Origin of the sequence: Microcoleus sp. D2_18a_D3, assembly GCF_036702455.1 — a bacterium.
Taxonomy (GTDB): domain Bacteria; phylum Cyanobacteriota; class Cyanobacteriia; order Cyanobacteriales; family Microcoleaceae; genus Microcoleus.
Genome location: NZ_JAUBTK010000090.1, coordinates 15,221 through 30,798, shown reverse-complemented (window position 1 = coordinate 30,798; position 15,578 = coordinate 15,221). Strand labels below are relative to the sequence as shown.

At 43.3% G+C, this 15,578-nt stretch carries 11 protein-coding genes; 4 read left to right on the top strand and 7 right to left on the bottom strand.

Annotated features, from left to right (window positions below; translation table 11 throughout):
• Positions 1-74 precede the first annotated feature (74 nt).
• The gene (locus QUB06_RS28760; RefSeq protein ID WP_333438185.1) at positions 75-419 is read left to right on the top strand and encodes a type II toxin-antitoxin system PemK/MazF family toxin; all 345 of its coding nucleotides are present in this window, start codon (positions 75-77) and stop codon (positions 417-419) included.
• Between the two features lie 147 nt (positions 420-566).
• Here QUB06_RS28760 and QUB06_RS28755 read toward each other — a convergent pair whose 3' ends face one another.
• The 5 genes from QUB06_RS28755 to QUB06_RS28735 form a co-directional block, all read right to left on the bottom strand.
• Positions 567-3,281 (bottom strand): DEAD/DEAH box helicase family protein, encoded by a 2,715-nt coding sequence (locus QUB06_RS28755; protein ID WP_333438184.1) that lies wholly within the window; start codon positions 3,279-3,281, stop codon positions 567-569.
• Positions 3,262-4,932 carry a site-specific DNA-methyltransferase gene (locus QUB06_RS28750; RefSeq protein ID WP_333438183.1) on the bottom strand — a complete coding sequence of 557 codons (1,671 nt, stop codon included), beginning with the start codon at positions 4,930-4,932 and terminating at the stop codon, positions 3,262-3,264. The genes QUB06_RS28755 and QUB06_RS28750 overlap by 20 nt, the downstream gene beginning before the upstream one ends.
• Before the next feature lie 45 nt (positions 4,933-4,977).
• Positions 4,978-6,654 (bottom strand): AIPR family protein, encoded by a 1,677-nt coding sequence (locus tag QUB06_RS28745; RefSeq protein WP_333438182.1) that lies wholly within the window; start codon positions 6,652-6,654, stop codon positions 4,978-4,980.
• 81 nt (positions 6,655-6,735) lie between these two features.
• Positions 6,736-9,144 carry an EF-hand domain-containing protein gene (locus QUB06_RS28740; protein ID WP_333438181.1) on the bottom strand — a complete coding sequence of 803 codons (2,409 nt, stop codon included), beginning with the start codon at positions 9,142-9,144 and terminating at the stop codon, positions 6,736-6,738.
• A gap of 153 nt (positions 9,145-9,297) precedes the next feature.
• A complete protein-coding gene (locus QUB06_RS28735; RefSeq protein WP_333438180.1) occupies positions 9,298-9,939 on the bottom strand; it encodes an RNA ligase family protein in 642 nt (213 codons plus the stop codon).
• 87 nt (positions 9,940-10,026) lie between these two features.
• Here QUB06_RS28735 and QUB06_RS28730 point away from each other — a divergent pair, with 87 nt between their 5' ends.
• The 3 genes from QUB06_RS28730 (at position 10,027) to QUB06_RS28720 (ending at position 11,979) form a co-directional block, all read left to right on the top strand.
• Positions 10,027-10,242: a hypothetical protein gene (locus tag QUB06_RS28730; RefSeq protein ID WP_333438179.1), complete on the top strand. Its 216-nt coding sequence runs from the start codon at positions 10,027-10,029 to the stop codon at positions 10,240-10,242.
• 40 nt (positions 10,243-10,282) lie between these two features.
• Complete coding sequence (locus tag QUB06_RS28725) at positions 10,283-10,423, top strand: hypothetical protein (protein ID WP_333438178.1); 141 nt, start codon at positions 10,283-10,285, stop codon at positions 10,421-10,423.
• 608 nt (positions 10,424-11,031) lie between these two features.
• On the top strand, positions 11,032-11,979 hold the full coding sequence (locus QUB06_RS28720) for a type IV pilin-like G/H family protein (RefSeq protein WP_333438177.1): 948 nt from the start codon (positions 11,032-11,034) through the stop codon (positions 11,977-11,979).
• 354 nt (positions 11,980-12,333) lie between these two features.
• On the opposite strand, the gene QUB06_RS28715 is transcribed toward QUB06_RS28720, so the two are convergent.
• Together QUB06_RS28715 and QUB06_RS28710 are read right to left on the bottom strand one after the other, a co-directional pair.
• A complete protein-coding gene (locus tag QUB06_RS28715; protein WP_333438176.1) occupies positions 12,334-12,468 on the bottom strand; it encodes a hypothetical protein in 135 nt (44 codons plus the stop codon).
• Positions 12,469-12,579: 111 nt separating this feature from the next.
• Positions 12,580-14,997: an EF-hand domain-containing protein gene (locus QUB06_RS28710; RefSeq protein WP_333438175.1), complete on the bottom strand. Its 2,418-nt coding sequence runs from the start codon at positions 14,995-14,997 to the stop codon at positions 12,580-12,582.
• Positions 14,998-15,578: the final 581 nt, after the last annotated feature.

Below are 15,578 nucleotides of genomic sequence, written 5' to 3'. Positions count from 1 at the left end.
GCGGCGATGAATGATGACTATATGATGCAGATTCAAAGAGTGCTTGTGTCAAGCCTGATTGAGATGCTCTTACCCTGCGACTGGGAAGCATCTGGGTTGTGAATTTCGATCCCTCAGTCGGTACAGAAATCCGCAAGACTCGACCGGCGGTAATTATTTCAGGAACTGCTTTTAATCAACGCAGTAAAGTTACAGTTCTGCCCATCACTTCTGCTGTTCCAAACGAGCATTTACGGCCCATTGTTTTGCCAGTAATTCCTTCGACTCTCCATGGTCTGAGTACCGAGAGTTTTATCGTGTGCGTCGATCCGATGACGTTTGATAAACGCAGACTTGTGCGCTGTCTTGGGCAATTGGAGTTGCACCAAATACCAGAAATTAAACAGATTTTGGCTCGATATTTAGAACTTGAAGAGTAGGGTAATGGAAAAGCTGGGGGGCTAAAAATATAGCATCGAGTAATGAAGGATTTCTCGATAGTTGAAATATTTTCCTAGATTTCGCCCTTTGGCATCGGTTGGTAGCATGGCTAGTGATTACTTTTTAGATCCCGATCGCCCCTGAAATTAACCCTTAGTAGTGGCGGTATAGCGATCGCTTAGTTTTTGGAGTGTCATATTTTCTTTGATCTCATCATGGGGAATTAAGACATATTTCCAAGGTTTGCCACCGTGCTTTAGCATATAGTCCGAAGCATATTGACACCATTGAACTGCGACATCTTTCTTAGCAAGCACTTGAGGATTGTCCATTTCATTTCGAGCTTTTGGTTCCAGCATATAGATAACTTCTTCTGTTTCAGCAACAAAATCTGGTTGATATTCTGGATAGTCTCCATGCCATTTGTAATAAACCTGAAATTGTCCTTTTGCGGGTTTAAACCATTTGATTGCATCCCGTTCTAAAATCAGTGCTAGTATTCTTTCTGCTTCCGATTGAAATTTCTGTTCTCGATAGAGGCATTTGGAGAAGCCTGTAAACAGATATTTGGACATATTGCTTTTGTCTCGTGGCGAAGATTGATAATCAAGGCAATTCTTAGCAGTGGTAGTGTAGGCACTCTCTTTTAGGGCTGTAAAACCTTTACTAATTTTGACTTCATAACCTGTTGTTTCTTCCCAGAAATTGGGCTGCATTTCACTATGGACAAAATTGGCAATTTCCCTTTGGTAAAAGCGTAAAACTTTGTGTGTATCTTCTTCGGATAAGTAGGTCATAAGATGACTGAGAACTTGACCCGCCAGGTCATAGAGTAAATCAGCGTGTTCGTCATAGGAAATATCATCAAAGTTGACTAAATTTTTGACAATATAGTTTTCTAGCCGTGATTCTTCAAAGTTTTCTTTGATAATTCCCATGAATTCAACTTTATTCGTTGTTAGCGATTGAATATGTAATTCTTCTTGGGAGGGAACGGGATAATTTAAGCCTGTGATATCTAGGGCAAAAGACCTGAAACCCGATCGCACTTCCCCTTTAGGAATAACAATAATCTTAGGAATATTGATGGTTTGCTGGATAACTAAATTCGTTGTTTTCGCAACGATCGCTTCAATATCTGGAGGTGCTATTATACCTTCAATTTCCATTTGTGCGGGTTGATATTCTCTAGCTACGGCTTCGCGCACCCTGGCCTGAACTTTTGGGGATGCAAGATGGGCGGTGGTTGGGACTTCTTTGGGGCGGCTTTCAAGCTTTAGGATTTCTTGGTATGTAAGCTCTACAATCTTTTGTTCTATAGGTGATTGAAATAGGGATTGTTGAATATTTTGGGGTTCGGTTGCAGGTAAATTATCAGGTAAATTAATGGGTTGTTCGGGGTGAAGTCCTAGATTTTGGGCTAGTTGCGATCGCGAAATTACTGTTTGTGTCTTTTGCTGTAAGTCTTCATCTGTGAGGATAATTTGTTTCAGGCGGATTTGGGATTCTGGGCGCTTTGCTTCATCGACAATTTCTTGAAACTTGTCATGGGCGACGATATTTAGGCGATCGACAATTTCTACACCTGTACGCATTCCATAGGGCAAACGTAAACCACGTCCAATAGATTGCTCGATCAGGATTTTAGAATTTGCGGCTCTCAGAGGGACAATTGTATAGAGGTTGGTGACATCCCAACCTTCTTTGAGCATATTTACATGGATAACTATTTCAGTAGGTTCATCGGTATGTTCTACTTTGAGCAATCGCTCTACCATTTCATCTTCTTGAGCGCCCGTTTTACTAGAATCAACTTGAATAACTTTATGTTTATAATTTCCTTCGGAAAACTCATCAGATTGAATGAGTTCCATGAGTTTTGATGCGTGGGTAGTGTCACGGGCAATCACTAACAGAAAGGGTTTAACAATTTGTTTTCCCGTTTGAATAGCATAGGTTTCTATTTCAGCTTTAATATTTTCATGGAGATAGATGCCGTCTTCTAGTTTAAGACGCTCGATCGCGTCTGGTGACATTGCCCTAGGGTTAAAATCTTTGCGGGTGACGACAGCAGGATCTTTAACAAATCCATCGGTTATGGCACGTCCGAGGGGATAGTCATAGATGACATTTTTGAAAGCTACTGAACCTTTATTGGTTTCGATAAAGGGTGTGGCGGTAAGTTCTAGCCCTATTAATGGTTTTAATTCGTTAATAGCCCGAACTCCTGCTGATGCGCGATATCGGTGCGATTCATCCATGAGAATTACGAGGTCTTTTAATTTAGACAGGTAATCAAAATAGCTTTCGCCAATATATTCGGATAGTCGTTTAATTTTAGGGCTTTTACCGCCGCGTACTTCCGAGTTAATTTTTGAGATATTGAAAATATTAATTTTGCATGAAATTTGTTGATCTAAGATCGTTCGCGCATTCATTTCATAGTTGTCACCTGTGATGATGACTGGTGGAGAGAGCGCAAATTCAGAGATACCCGTAAATACATATTTTGAGGTATTGGGCGTAAAGTCGGTAATCAGTTTATTATAAATGGTTAGGTTTGGGGCAAGGATAAAAAAGTTTTTGATGTTATATGCTAGGTATAAGTAACTGATAAATGCGCCCATGAGTCGAGTTTTACCCACACCTGTTGCTAGGGCAAAACATAGGGATGGAAAGTCGCGCTCGAAGTCAGTAAACGTTGGGAATTCTTTTTTAATGGCGACTAAACTTGTTTCTCTCTCTATGATGTCTGAGATAAATAAGAGTTCACAAATGCGATCGAGAATTTCTAATGAGGCGCGCTGGGGATGGCGCAGACTGAGACGATTAGAAATATTATTAACAAGTTGATTTATCATAGGTATCCATGTCAAATAGTGTTAATTGTCCGAACTTTGGGGGTGCTTTTGGCAAGTTTTCAATTTTTAGGCTGTAATCATCATGTCCCCATTCACACCGTGAAAGGATTTGTTTAGGAATTTTTTTAACGGTGAGGTTTGGGAATATGTCGGTTTGGCCTCGAAAGGCGGTACATAAAACAAGTAGGGTGCGTTCTTGTCCTACTTCGTCTGCAAGTTTGGATAGTTGTTCGTGACTAAGATTTTGGGTGGTGACATAGATAAAGTCGCTTTCGGTGGAATAGCCATGTTGCCAATACAAGGTGTCGGATGGTGCGTAGGTGAAACCTTCGATTTTGCAGAGTGCTTCGGCAAGCATGGCGGCGTTATAGGTTTTGTTGATCACCCAATTATCCCATTTGTCTTTTTCTAGTAGGGATGGTGCGAGACGATAGTAACGAAACCCACCGCCACCTTTCCAGTTAACTGCTTTAGTAATTCCCCCTTGATCTTCGCCATCAATTACTTTTTTGAGTCGGGGAATGATATGGGTATGACAGTGTTCGCCGAGTTCAATCATGATCCAGCGTCTTCCCATTTTCTGCGCGACTGCGCCTGTTGTTCCTGAGCCGGCAAATGAATCAAGAACCAGATCACCTATTTCTGTAGAAATTTGTAAGATGCGACAAATAATATCTTCTGGTTTTGGTGTTTCAAACAAACTATTCTCGCCAAACAAAATCTTTTGATGTGCTTTGGTTTGTCGCGTAGTATCGAGATCATTCCAAATTGTTGGATACGGACGAGAAGGCTCCTCTGCTGCAAATTCTCTTGTATACGGAACCCATCGCTTTATACCGTTTTGTTGACGCTGTTTCCAAATTAAATTTCCTTGAGCTATCAAATCTTCAACTCCTTTTTTACCTATCGCCCAGCAAGCCTCTCGGCCATCGTCATGGATTGGAAAAACTGTTGTACCATCAGGAGCAATAACTGGAAAAAACATTGATGGTCGATCTGACCGAAGACTACTTTTGCCGTTCTTTTTTAATAATCGATCTCTGTAAGGGCGATCTGACTCTGAATCAGGTTGTCTATAAGCATGGAGAATTGAGTTATCAGGTTTCTGTTTAAACTGTACTAATCTCGGATCTTTTACAAAACAGAGAACGTATTCATGATCAGGTGTAATGGCAACTTTATTATCGTTAGGGCTATCAACTTTTCTCCAAATAAAGGATGTAATAAAACAGTTGCGACCAAAAATTTCATCACACACCACTTTTAAATAATGTGCTTCATTGTCATCAATCGTGATCCATAAAGAACCATCATTCGATAATAAATTACGCAAAATCTCTAAACGATCGCGCATTAAACCCAGCCAAATAGAATGTTCAATTCCATCATCGTAATGTTCAAAAGCTGAGCCTGTATTATATGGCGGATCAATAAAAATACACTTAACTTTTCCTGCCAACTCAGACTCTAAAGCCTTGAGAGCCAACAAATTATCCCCAAAAATTAAGCGATTATCAAAAATATCATTTTCACTCACCTGATGAGCAGCATGATAAGATATTTCTGGATCTTCCAGCAAAATTCGCGGCTCCAGCTTGGGGCGAATATCCTTACCAATCCATGTTAATTCTAGTCTCTGCTTCTTATTCATAATTAATATCTATCTCACCAGTTAAACTGTAGGTATATTCGGATTTTAAGCCTGAGCATCCCTGCGATCTAACTCCTGCATCACTTCACTCGTTAAAGGCATAACATCTGTGATATTCCTAAAAATAGCAAGATATCCCTTGTTGTCACTAGCAAATCGAGATTCAGCAACAGTGTAAACAACCTCAGCAAGCTCTAACCCAATTCGTGAAAGTTGCATTTTATCATCTTCCGACAAATAAACTTCATGCTTATTGAGCAAAGGTTTATAGCGTCTTGCAAGAATATCTAGAATAAAAAATCTACCGTGCTTATAAAACTTTTTTTGTTGACCTGTTGCAGCCTGTTCTGAAGCCGAAAAAATTTCATCCAGATAGTGAAAGATTCGCACATAACGACAAAGCGTAACTCCTGAAATCCCATCACTAAACAATATATCATAATAACGCTTATAAAGCTGACTAATTTCTCTTTTTGCTGCAACCACAATTTCCGTATCACCGCTAAAACAAGCAAGGGCAACTGCCGCCTGTTCAATCGTAATCGCATCCTGAGTCCGCTCCGCCGATGGTCGATATTCGTAAACAATATTCGATACCATACATTCCTGTCGCAAACGTTCTTGATTGGAATCTAACGCGGCCAAATAAACATCGCGCACAGCATTTTGCGTATTTCTGGCCCCAGTAATTTTTTCGCCAATATTATCAGTCTCCGTCCCCACTTCAATAATTGTAACTAATAACTTTGCATCACCAGATATTGAGCCACTAGCCTGATAAACAGAAGCGATAGCTCCTACCGTTTGCGCGCCATTTACGACGGAAAAATCTTTTAAAGTAAATTGAGTTGATTCCTGTTTATGTCCTAATGGCAGACTAATTAGCGAACAAGTAATCGTCAGACCATTGTTGAGATAAAATAGTTCAGATGGTTGATTTTTGACAGTTTCCGCAATCGCTAAGTTAACATCCTCTGCACCTAGATAATAACGGATATTTTTCTCAAAAAGCGACTTATTATGCTGTTGATATAAAGATGCCAGTTCCGAAGCCTTAACCAATCCATAAAATGCCCTACGCGGCCGATCTAAACAATGCCAGTTTTCCAAGGTCAAGACTACATCAACAGGGGCGATCGCTTGTTTTGCTGTCAACCAACCATGTGTTATGCTAATATTTAAATCTTGCCACTCAAAACGTGGAGCGAACTGATTCAGTTCAGTTTTTAACTGATCAAGATCCGTAATCACATGAGAGCTAAGGCTTTCATCAAGATATATATTACAGCCAACTATTTTTACCCCGTTAGTATTTAAAGCATCTTCAACATCTTGCTGCAACCGAGCTAAGCCATCATTAAATTTCTGAAAACGTTGATGGACTAAATCTCTAATCCCATCACAAAATTTTTTATTATCACCCATATTCGGAGCATTCCCCGCCTTAGCCTGTACCAACAAAAGCAATTTTTTCATCCGATCGAAATAAATGGCATCAATGCCATTGTCATTTTCCCCATTGACAATTGAGTTAGCCGCTTGAGCAGGGGTAATATCGGCAATATTGGCGATCGCAAATGCAGCCAAAGAACGACTCAATCGATTTTTTTCATGTTGCTCTGGTGTCCAGTTCCTCTGAAGCGGCGCGGTCATTTGAAAATAATCCTGCTTTAGTGCCTCAATGATTTGAGTCTTTTTGGCATGGGTATTCGGCTTAGGCATTGAGCGATCATTAATATTTTAATTTTTTCTAGTAGCGGTAAAAAGTTAAGCTTAAAAACTTAACTTTTTACTGACTGATATTTAAGCAACCTCTACGAACACACCGCTTCGAGCAAACTCCTCTTCTTCAGGACTAAAGACTGGAGCTTGATCCACAAGATCAGGGTCAAAGTAATATGTCTCTTGTAAGAATTGTCCGGTGACGATCGCCTCCTCCAACTCCTTGATATAATCTTGGGCAACTAAGCAAGCCTCCTTGATACCTTCCTCATCCCGCTTATCCAACAGTTGTTGCAAAGTTGCTCTCACCCCTGTCAGTCGTGCCGCTGGCTTGAGCATACCGTAGAGGCGGTACATCCGATCGGTGGCAATGCTAATGTGTTTGAGGGCTTTGGCTCGTGCTAGCTCAGAGTCAATGCTGGGCCAATAACGGGTAGTGTAGAATGCTTTCTCATCCTTGTGATACCACTCCTCCGATCGCGCAATTGAGGAAGAGACAGTGTTGTGCAACTTCCAGAAGAATAAGCGCAGGGAATCGCCATCTACTACAGTGGACAGCTTCGCCTCCATTGATACCTCAAAGTCATTCAGACGCGGGTCGCGCCCAAGTACAAGGTACTCTACAGGGTACATTTCCACCTCTTTATTCTGCACGACATAGGCGTTGAGGTGGTGGCGGCAGTAGGGGCAGGGATACATAGTGGCAAACAGCTTGAAAAAGTCCTTGAAGATTGCCACCAGAGTTTTTTGCTGTTGGGGGGTCTTGGTAGAGACGATTTCAGCCGTAGTGTGGAAGAAACGCCACACCGCAGGGCCAATATAGTAAGGGAAGCTGACGCGCATTTGTGAATTCTTTACTTCACTGCGATCGATATACACGTCAATGAAGGATACATATTGCGAAAGTTCGCCAGACTCGCGCCCAAACTCCAAGCGTTCGCGCCGTTTCTGTACCCCATTCAGGTAGTTGTGCGTCAAGCGCCATGCCTGTTTGAGCATTAGCTTCTGTTTTGGAGCGCATTTGGGAAAGCTTTCTACAACATCCGCCCCATAGCGCCCAAATTCCCCAGAGGTTTTCGTAGCTTCGTACCACTGGTTTAAAGCTGCTTCGTCAGGCACCGTGTTAAAGGGGATGTCTGCTGCTGTGCTGACGCTGAAGGCAGCCAACAGCTTCGGCATAAAGTCTTCATACCAATAGGCGACTGGCATCATCGCACCATCAATTTCCTCTGAAGCATCCGAGAGAATGACGCGGTTCCACTTCTTCAGGTACTCTTTTGGATCTCCTTCTGATTTGGCTGGTGGCGGTGCCATTTCCTCACTCAGTTCCATTTTTCTCAATCGGTTGAGTTCGTTGATGGCAAGCACACCCTCGGCGATGTCACGCAAGTTGAGACTTTTCTTCTTGATGGTGATGGCAAACTCGACTCCCGCCGCAAACTTTTCCTTGGCAGTTGCAGACTTACCCCGCGCCTCCAACATGGCTTTTTGTTCTGCCAACATTTCTGGAGTTTTTTCTATAGTCTTCCAGTTTTTGATGCGATCTTGTAGTCTGGCATATTCATCTTCGATCGATTTAACTACTGCATCCAGTACAGGGTTGCACGCCGACTCTACTACACCCAATCCTTTATAAAGCCCGATCGCACATCTGACAAATTGCACAAAATCAACGATTCTGTAGGGCAAGTTTCTCACGCGCAGGTGAGTCTCGTGGTTCGCCGAAAAACTCTCGCGGAAGCTGCGGTAGGCTGCTCCCTGGATCAGACGAAACAAACCAATCTGCATCTGCAAGCGGGAGGTACCGCGCTTGTTCTCAGCTTGTGGGTGTTGGGCGAGTAGTTCTTTTAGGCGCGCTATTTCTGGATTGCTATCGGTGGGTGCTTCTTGTAGATTAGGTTCAATAGTGGCAGAAGCTGCCTCATTGATAGCAGTTGCTGTAGTTGCGATCGCAGCGGCTGTACTATCTGAAATCTCGGTTGTCTGTGTGCTGACAACCGGAACCGGCGAGTCTTGATATCCGGTTGCGATCTCTGACTCATCCGGTACCAGTTTGCAGAATTCCTTAAAGTCAATTGAGGCATCGCCGTCATGATCTACCTCTTTGATGATCTCATCGAGCTCTTGCTCTGTCAGCCCAAACTGGCTCATCACGCCGTGCAGCTCGTCTCTGGTGATTTGACCGCTACCGTTTTCATCAAATACACTAAATGCCAGTTTGAGACGACTCTGGCGATCGCCTTGCTGGGATACCATCAGCATTTTGAATTCCTCAAAATCGATACTGCCCGACAAGTCTACGTCTACTTCCTTGATCATGTCGCGCAGCTCGGTTTCGTTAGGACTCTGGCCGAGCGATCGCATCACTTGACCCAGTTCTTCTGATGAGATAGCACCGCTGGCGTCCGCGTCAAATACTTTGAATGCTTCCCATAACTTTGCCACATCTTCTTCAGTCATGGCTTTTTTTTCAAGCTGCACAGATGTCATAACTAAATTTTCCCTGATTTTTTTATTGGCTGTCTATTGATTATGACCAATATACTTTAATTCCTGATGACTTACGCAACGGTATTGTGAAATCCAAGGGGGTTGCCGATATCTCCCACTTTGGCTTGTGACAGTTGATCTATCAGTTTGATATTACTCCCAGTAATTTTCCCAATCATCCTGAAAAGCTTGCTGCAATCTCTGCATATACGCATCAGTCTTAATCTTCACCATCCACAGATTATTAGCATTGCGGCCTCCCTTGCACACAACACCTTCATCTACACCGTATTTCCCCTTGCGAACATCCTCCATAAACTTGCCCGTCAGTTTGCCACGATAAATCACTCGCGCAATATTTAATTTACCAAAATCCTGAATAAACCGATCGGGAACAACCATACCGCCCTCGGTTTCCACATCAAAAAGCACGAGTTGTTTGCGATCGTCCTTTTTGTGCTTTCCCGCAAACGAGTTAGCACCAAAAAACTCTGTAAACACAGTAATTTCAGGACGGTGATACAGTTCGTTCTCTCGAAATATAGACTCTAAGGGACTAGCAAAGTCTCTTTTAAATATTTCTGGTGCTGCTTCTAAACCTGGATGTGCAGCATTAAATTCTGCAATTCCCATATCATCCAAATCAAATCTACTGCGGCGCGTACCAAAAGCATACCAACCAAGTTCAACTTCCCAAACCCAATGCAAATTAGTGCCATCGTACTTCTCAAAAGCTACACATTGTTCGTAAGGGCAATTTTTACTATCTGGAATTTTGGGATAGGCAAGTAGCATGATATCGATTCCGGTTGCACCGTCCGTGCTTGTTGACTGTTGACTGTTGACTGTTGACTGTTGACTGTTGAAGGAGGGGTCAAAAAAATGAAAATTGCGCGAATTATTTGTTGGCAGCTTGAGTCGACTTTACGCCTGACGATGCACAGCGGAATTGATATGAGTCGTGCGTTAGCGAAGCTTGCAGAAGACGATCGCTCCGCAACAAAAAGACTATTCTCAGTTTACCCCATAACCGCTAAGGGTTGCCATATAGCGATCGCAATTTTTCCTGTACCGAACTCCTGGAGTATTGCTATCTAGGGCTTGCTCGATAACTGCAGAAAGGTTACACGCTCTGGTTATGCGATCGTGCGATCGGGAGCGTCTCAATGAAAGCAGCCCTCCGCTAGAAATTGGAGTTAGGAGTCAGGAGTCAGGAGTCAGGAGAAAAGAGTCAGAAGGAAGAAGGAAGGAGCCAGAAGAAGTGTTTTTACAAATATGAGATGCTCCCCGTGCGATCGAGAAAAGTGTGCAAGATAAACAGGTAAAGGGGAGCATCTCAATGAAAGCAGCCCTCCGCTAGAAATTGGAATTAGGAGTCAGGAGTCAGGAGCCAGGAGAAAAGAGTCAGAAGGAAGAAGAAAGAAGTGTTTTTGCAAATATGAGATGCTCCCCAGGTAAAATAGTACAAAACCCGAGGCACAGCCAGTGCGATCGTGTACAGAAAAGCTGAGTTTGCCTCAAGTCCCCCATCCGACACCGTAATCTAGTTTAGTAATGAACCTTTCTACCTGGTTGCGCCAGGTTTTTTGTGTGTTTTTATATCGAACGCGCAAAACAACACCTGTTTTTGGATTAAAGATAATCTCCAATTATATCTGGAGGGGATTAAAGCCGGAAAAATTTATCTTAAATCGAGCTTGAATATATCGATCGCTCCTGTTATTGGGAAAGCGCTCATTTATTCAGCAAGCCCTATGTATTGATAGTTAAATGTTAATTGTTTCTATCTGTTGATATTTTGGCTTAAATTAAGTTTAACACGATTTGATTAGATATAGAGAGCAAACTAAAGTGGTAAAATCCTGTAAATATCAGGATTGACCTTTCATGACTAACACTTACTTCAACTTTCGCAACTTCCTAATCATATCTTGCCTGTTGCCATTGAATATTGGCAGTAGCGCGATCGCGCTACAGTCACCAAAACCAACGCCAACTCAATCTCCAAACCCCGCCTTAACTAACTCCCGCACCTCGCAATTTGTAGGACAGTGGCGGCTCAAAGATTACTTGCCGATTCCGCTGACAGTTATTTTCACCCAAGACGGTAAATTATTTGTCTTATTGCCTTCTTATTTAAGTTCGTTTTTCTCTACAGGCTCTCCCTCTCTTTCCAGAGGATCTGTTAGTGCCTTTGAGTATCGCTACAAAATCAATTCAACTGCCCAACCTATGCAGATTGATCTGATATCACCTGCTGAGAATCAAACTGTAGCGACAATTTTTGAGTTGACCTCGGACGGTCAACTTCGCGTAGAATGGGAAGGGATAAATCCGGGAGAACCCAGACCTACTGAGTTTACTGCTGGTGCGATTTATTTGCAAAAAGTTGCTAATACAACGGCGCTACCTAGGAATACTCAAATAATTGATTTGGCAGCACAGCAAAGACAGGCGCGAGAATCGGAAGGTCAACAATATATTAGTTCTATGAACATGGCTCAACAGGCTTTCTACATCGAAAATGAAAAATTTGCTACAGCGATTGATGACTTGGGTATAGGCATTAAACCGGAAACTGAAAATTACAGCTTTCAAATTGTACCTCAAAGCGGCTCTATTCCAAGTGCGATGATGACTGCTAAAGCGAAGAGTCCCGAACTAAAAAGCTATACGGGTGCGGTTTTTGCCATCAAAGTTGACGGCGGATTTACAAGTGTTTCTGTTGTTTGCGAGACCGATCAACCTTCAACTACGCCACCAGCAATGCCAATTGCTCCTAAGAATGCGGAAGAAGAAATTAAATGTCCGGCTGGTTCCACTGCGGCAGAATAGTCAAGGTTGAAGTAGGGGAATGTTAACTGTTAAGTGTTAACATTCCCCACATATCTATTTAGCCACCAGGGGGCATTATCAGACGATTAAGTATCTCTCGATCTCTAATTTGAGGATTGGAGACATTTAAATCGAAATCCCCATCTATCTCACCTCCATACTGCCAAATTAGCAGTGGTAGACATTGTTGTCGGCAGCGATCGAGATACAGCAGATTGCAGGTAAATAGAGTACACTTAAAATAAGTATCGCAGTAGCCGTTTGGAAAAAGAAGACCTAATTTTGGGGTGGGAGATAATCCCCAATTATAATTGGGGCAATCGATACAGATAAAACTTATTTTTAACCGAGCTTTCAGATATCGATAGCTCTTGTTATTGGGAGCATCTCATATTTGCAAAAACACTTCTTTCTTCTTCCTTCTGACTCTTTTCTCCTGGCTCCTGACTCCTGACTCCTAATTCCAATTTCGAGCTTTGCTGCTTTCATTGAGATGCTCCCTTGTTATTGATTTGCGATCGATTATTCAGCCAGCCCTATCTATATATATGAAGGGGTAAAAAGTTAAGCTTAAAAACTTAACTTTTTACTGACTGATATTCAAGTAGCCTCAACGAAAACACCGCTGCGAGCAAACTCCTCTTCTTCAGGAGTGAAGACAGGAGGTTCATCCACAAGGTCAGGGTCAAAGTAGTATGTCTCTTGTAGGAATTGTCCCGTGACGATCGCCTCGTCCAACTCCTGGATGTAATCTTGAGCAACTAAGCATACCTCCTTGATAGCTTCCTCATCCCTCTTATCCAACAGCTTATGCAATATTGCTCTCACCCCTGTCAGTCGTGCCGCGGGCTTGAGGATAGTGTAGAGGCGGTACATCCGATCGGTGGCAATGCTGATTTGTTTGAGGGCTGTGGCTTGTGCTAGCTCAGACTCAATGCTGGGCCAATAACGGGTGGTGTAGAATGCTTCCTCATCCTTTTGATACCACTCCTCGGATCGCGCAATTGATGAGGAGACAGTGTTGTGCAGCTTCCAGAAGAACAAGCGCAGAGAAGGGCCATCTACTACAGTGGACAGCTTTGCCTCCATGGATACCTCAAAGCTATTGAGACGCGGGTCGCGCCCAAGCACCAGGTACTCCAGAGGGTACATTTCCACTTCTTTATTCTGCACCACGTAGGCGTTGAGGTGGTGGCGGCAGTAGGGGCAGGGATACATAGCGGCAAACAGCATGAAGAATTCCTTGAAAATTGCCACCAGAGTTTTTTGCTGTTCGGGGGTCTTGGTAGAGACGATTTCAGCCGTAGTGTGGAAGAAACGCCACACCGCAGGGCCAATATAGTAAGGATAGCTGACGCGCATTTGTGAATTCTTTATTTCACTGCGATCGATATAAACATCGATAAACGCCACATATTGCGAGAGTTCGCCAGACTCGCGCCCACACTCTAAGGTTTCGCGCCGTTTCTGTATGCCATTGAGGTAGTAGTGCGTCAAGCGCCATGCCTGTTGAAGCATCAGCTTCTGTTTTGGAGCGCATTTGGCAAAGCCTTCTGCAACATCCGCCCCATAGCGCCCAAATTCCCCGGACGTTTTAGTCGCTTCGTACCACTCGTTTAAAGCTGCTTCATCAGGCACCGTGTTGAAGGGGATATCTGCTGCGGTAAAGACGCTGAAGGCAGCCAGCAACTTCGGCATAAAGTCTTCATACCAATATGCTACTGGCATCATCGCACCATCTATTTCCTCTGATGCCTCCGAGATGATGACCCGGTTCCAGTTCTTCAGGTACTCTTTGGGATCTCCCTCGGATTTGGGTGGTGGCGGCGCCATGTTCTCACTGAGCTCCTGGTTTCGCAGTCGGTTGAGTTCGTTGATTGCAAGCACACCCTCGGCGATGTCACGCAAGTTGAGACTATCCTTTTTGATGGTCATTGCCAACTCGACTGCCGCCCCAAACTTCTCCTTGGCGGTGGCAGACTTACCCCGCGCCTCCAACATGGCTTTTTCTTCTGCCAACATTTCAGGAGTTTTTTCTATGGTTTTCCAATTCTTGATGCGATGCTCTAGTCGGCCAAATTCATCTTCGAGCGATTTAACTACTGCATCCAGTAGAGGGTTGCACGCCGACTCTACTACACCCAATCCTTTATAAAGCGCGATCGCACTCTTGACAAATCGCACAAAATCAACGATTCTGTATGGCAAGTTTCTCACGCGCAGGTGAGTCTCGTGGTTGGCGGAAAAACTCTCGCGGAAGCAGCGGTAGGCTGCTCCCTGGATCAGACGAAACAAACCAATCTGCATCTCCAAGCGGGACGTACCGCGCTTCTTCTCAGTTTGTGGGTGTTGGGCGAGTAGTTCTTTTAGCCGCGCTATTTCTTGATTGCTATCGGTGGGTGGTTCTTGTATATCTTGTAGATTAGGTTCAATAGTGGCAGAAGCTGCCTCGTTGACAACAGTGGCTATACTTTCGATCGCAGCCGCTGTACTATCTGAAATCTCGCTTGTCTCTGTACTGACAACCGGAACCGGCGAGTCTCGATCTCCTGTTGCGCTCTCTGACTCATCCGGTACCAGATTGCAAAATTCCTCAAAGTCAATTAAGGCATTGCCGTCATGGTCTGCCTCTTTGACGATCTCATCGATCTCTGGCTCTGTCACCCCCAACGGGCTCATCACATCCTGCATCTCGTTTTTAGTGATTTGACCGCTGCCATCCTCATCAAATACACTAAATGACATTTTGAGACGGCTCTGGCGATCGCCAGAGTCGGATACCATCAGCATTTTGAATTCCTCAAAATCGATACTGCCAGACTTGTCTAAGTCCACTTCTTCGATCATGTCGCGCAGCTCGGTTTCGTTAGGACTCTGGCCTAGCGATCGCATCACTTGACCGAGTTCTTCTGATGAAATAGCACCGCTGGCGTCCGCGTCAAATACTTGGAACGCTTCCCATAACTTTGCCTCCTCTTCTTCTGTCATGACTTTTTTTTCAATATCCACAGATGTCATACTAAACTTTCCCTGATATTTTTATTTTATGTCTATTAATTATGGTCAATATAAGTAGGTAAGCGCAAAAAAACAATTATATCTTGTCGGGTATTGTCGGGGCTGGTTTAGCTTAATATCTATACTAAGAGAGATGTAATAACTGCCCAACCATCCCTAGGATGTAATGTTTATTTGTACCCATTTACTTAGTTTAATTCCTGATGACTTACGCAACTGTTATACACGATACTATAACTCTGCATAGTTGCCAGCGCCATCGCAATGCTTGGGCGTTTTAGTTGGTGAATTAAATAGTTAGAAAGCAATCCGCATTTAAGTCAATCAAGAGTTTTCTTTGTTGACATTGGACAGTTGACTGTGAGTCGATAAACACAAAAGTGCGCTGCTATATCGAAAATACATATGGTTGCCACTTGACTCGACTTTGTAATTCCGATGAAGCGCGGATTTGATCTGAAGCGGTTATAGTACGATCGAATTGACTCAAGGGCAAGATCCTTTTACATGAGCATTTGAGTTAACAGTAGACGCAATATTCGGTCATAGTTGAGTGAAGTTAAATCATCTATGATAAGTAA

Bases quoted from the DNA above. Each gene is read 5' to 3' on its own strand.
- QUB06_RS28755 (WP_333438184.1), bottom strand. From the start codon at position 3,281: ATGATAAATCAACTTGTTAATAATATTTCTAATCGTCTCAGTCTGCGC.
- QUB06_RS28750 (WP_333438183.1), bottom strand. From the start codon at position 4,932: ATGAATAAGAAGCAGAGACTAGAATTAACATGGATTGGTAAGGATATT.
- QUB06_RS28745 (WP_333438182.1), bottom strand. From the start codon at position 6,654: ATGCCTAAGCCGAATACCCATGCCAAAAAGACTCAAATCATTGAGGCA.
- QUB06_RS28740 (WP_333438181.1), bottom strand. From the start codon at position 9,144: ATGACATCTGTGCAGCTTGAAAAAAAAGCCATGACTGAAGAAGATGTG.
- QUB06_RS28735 (WP_333438180.1), bottom strand. From the start codon at position 9,939: ATGCTACTTGCCTATCCCAAAATTCCAGATAGTAAAAATTGCCCTTAC.
- QUB06_RS28730 (WP_333438179.1), top strand. From the start codon at position 10,027: ATGAAAATTGCGCGAATTATTTGTTGGCAGCTTGAGTCGACTTTACGC.
- QUB06_RS28725 (WP_333438178.1), top strand. From the start codon at position 10,283: ATGCGATCGTGCGATCGGGAGCGTCTCAATGAAAGCAGCCCTCCGCTA.
- QUB06_RS28720 (WP_333438177.1), top strand. From the start codon at position 11,032: ATGACTAACACTTACTTCAACTTTCGCAACTTCCTAATCATATCTTGC.
- QUB06_RS28715 (WP_333438176.1), bottom strand. From the start codon at position 12,468: ATGAAAGCAGCAAAGCTCGAAATTGGAATTAGGAGTCAGGAGTCAGGA.
- QUB06_RS28710 (WP_333438175.1), bottom strand. From the start codon at position 14,997: ATGACATCTGTGGATATTGAAAAAAAAGTCATGACAGAAGAAGAGGAG.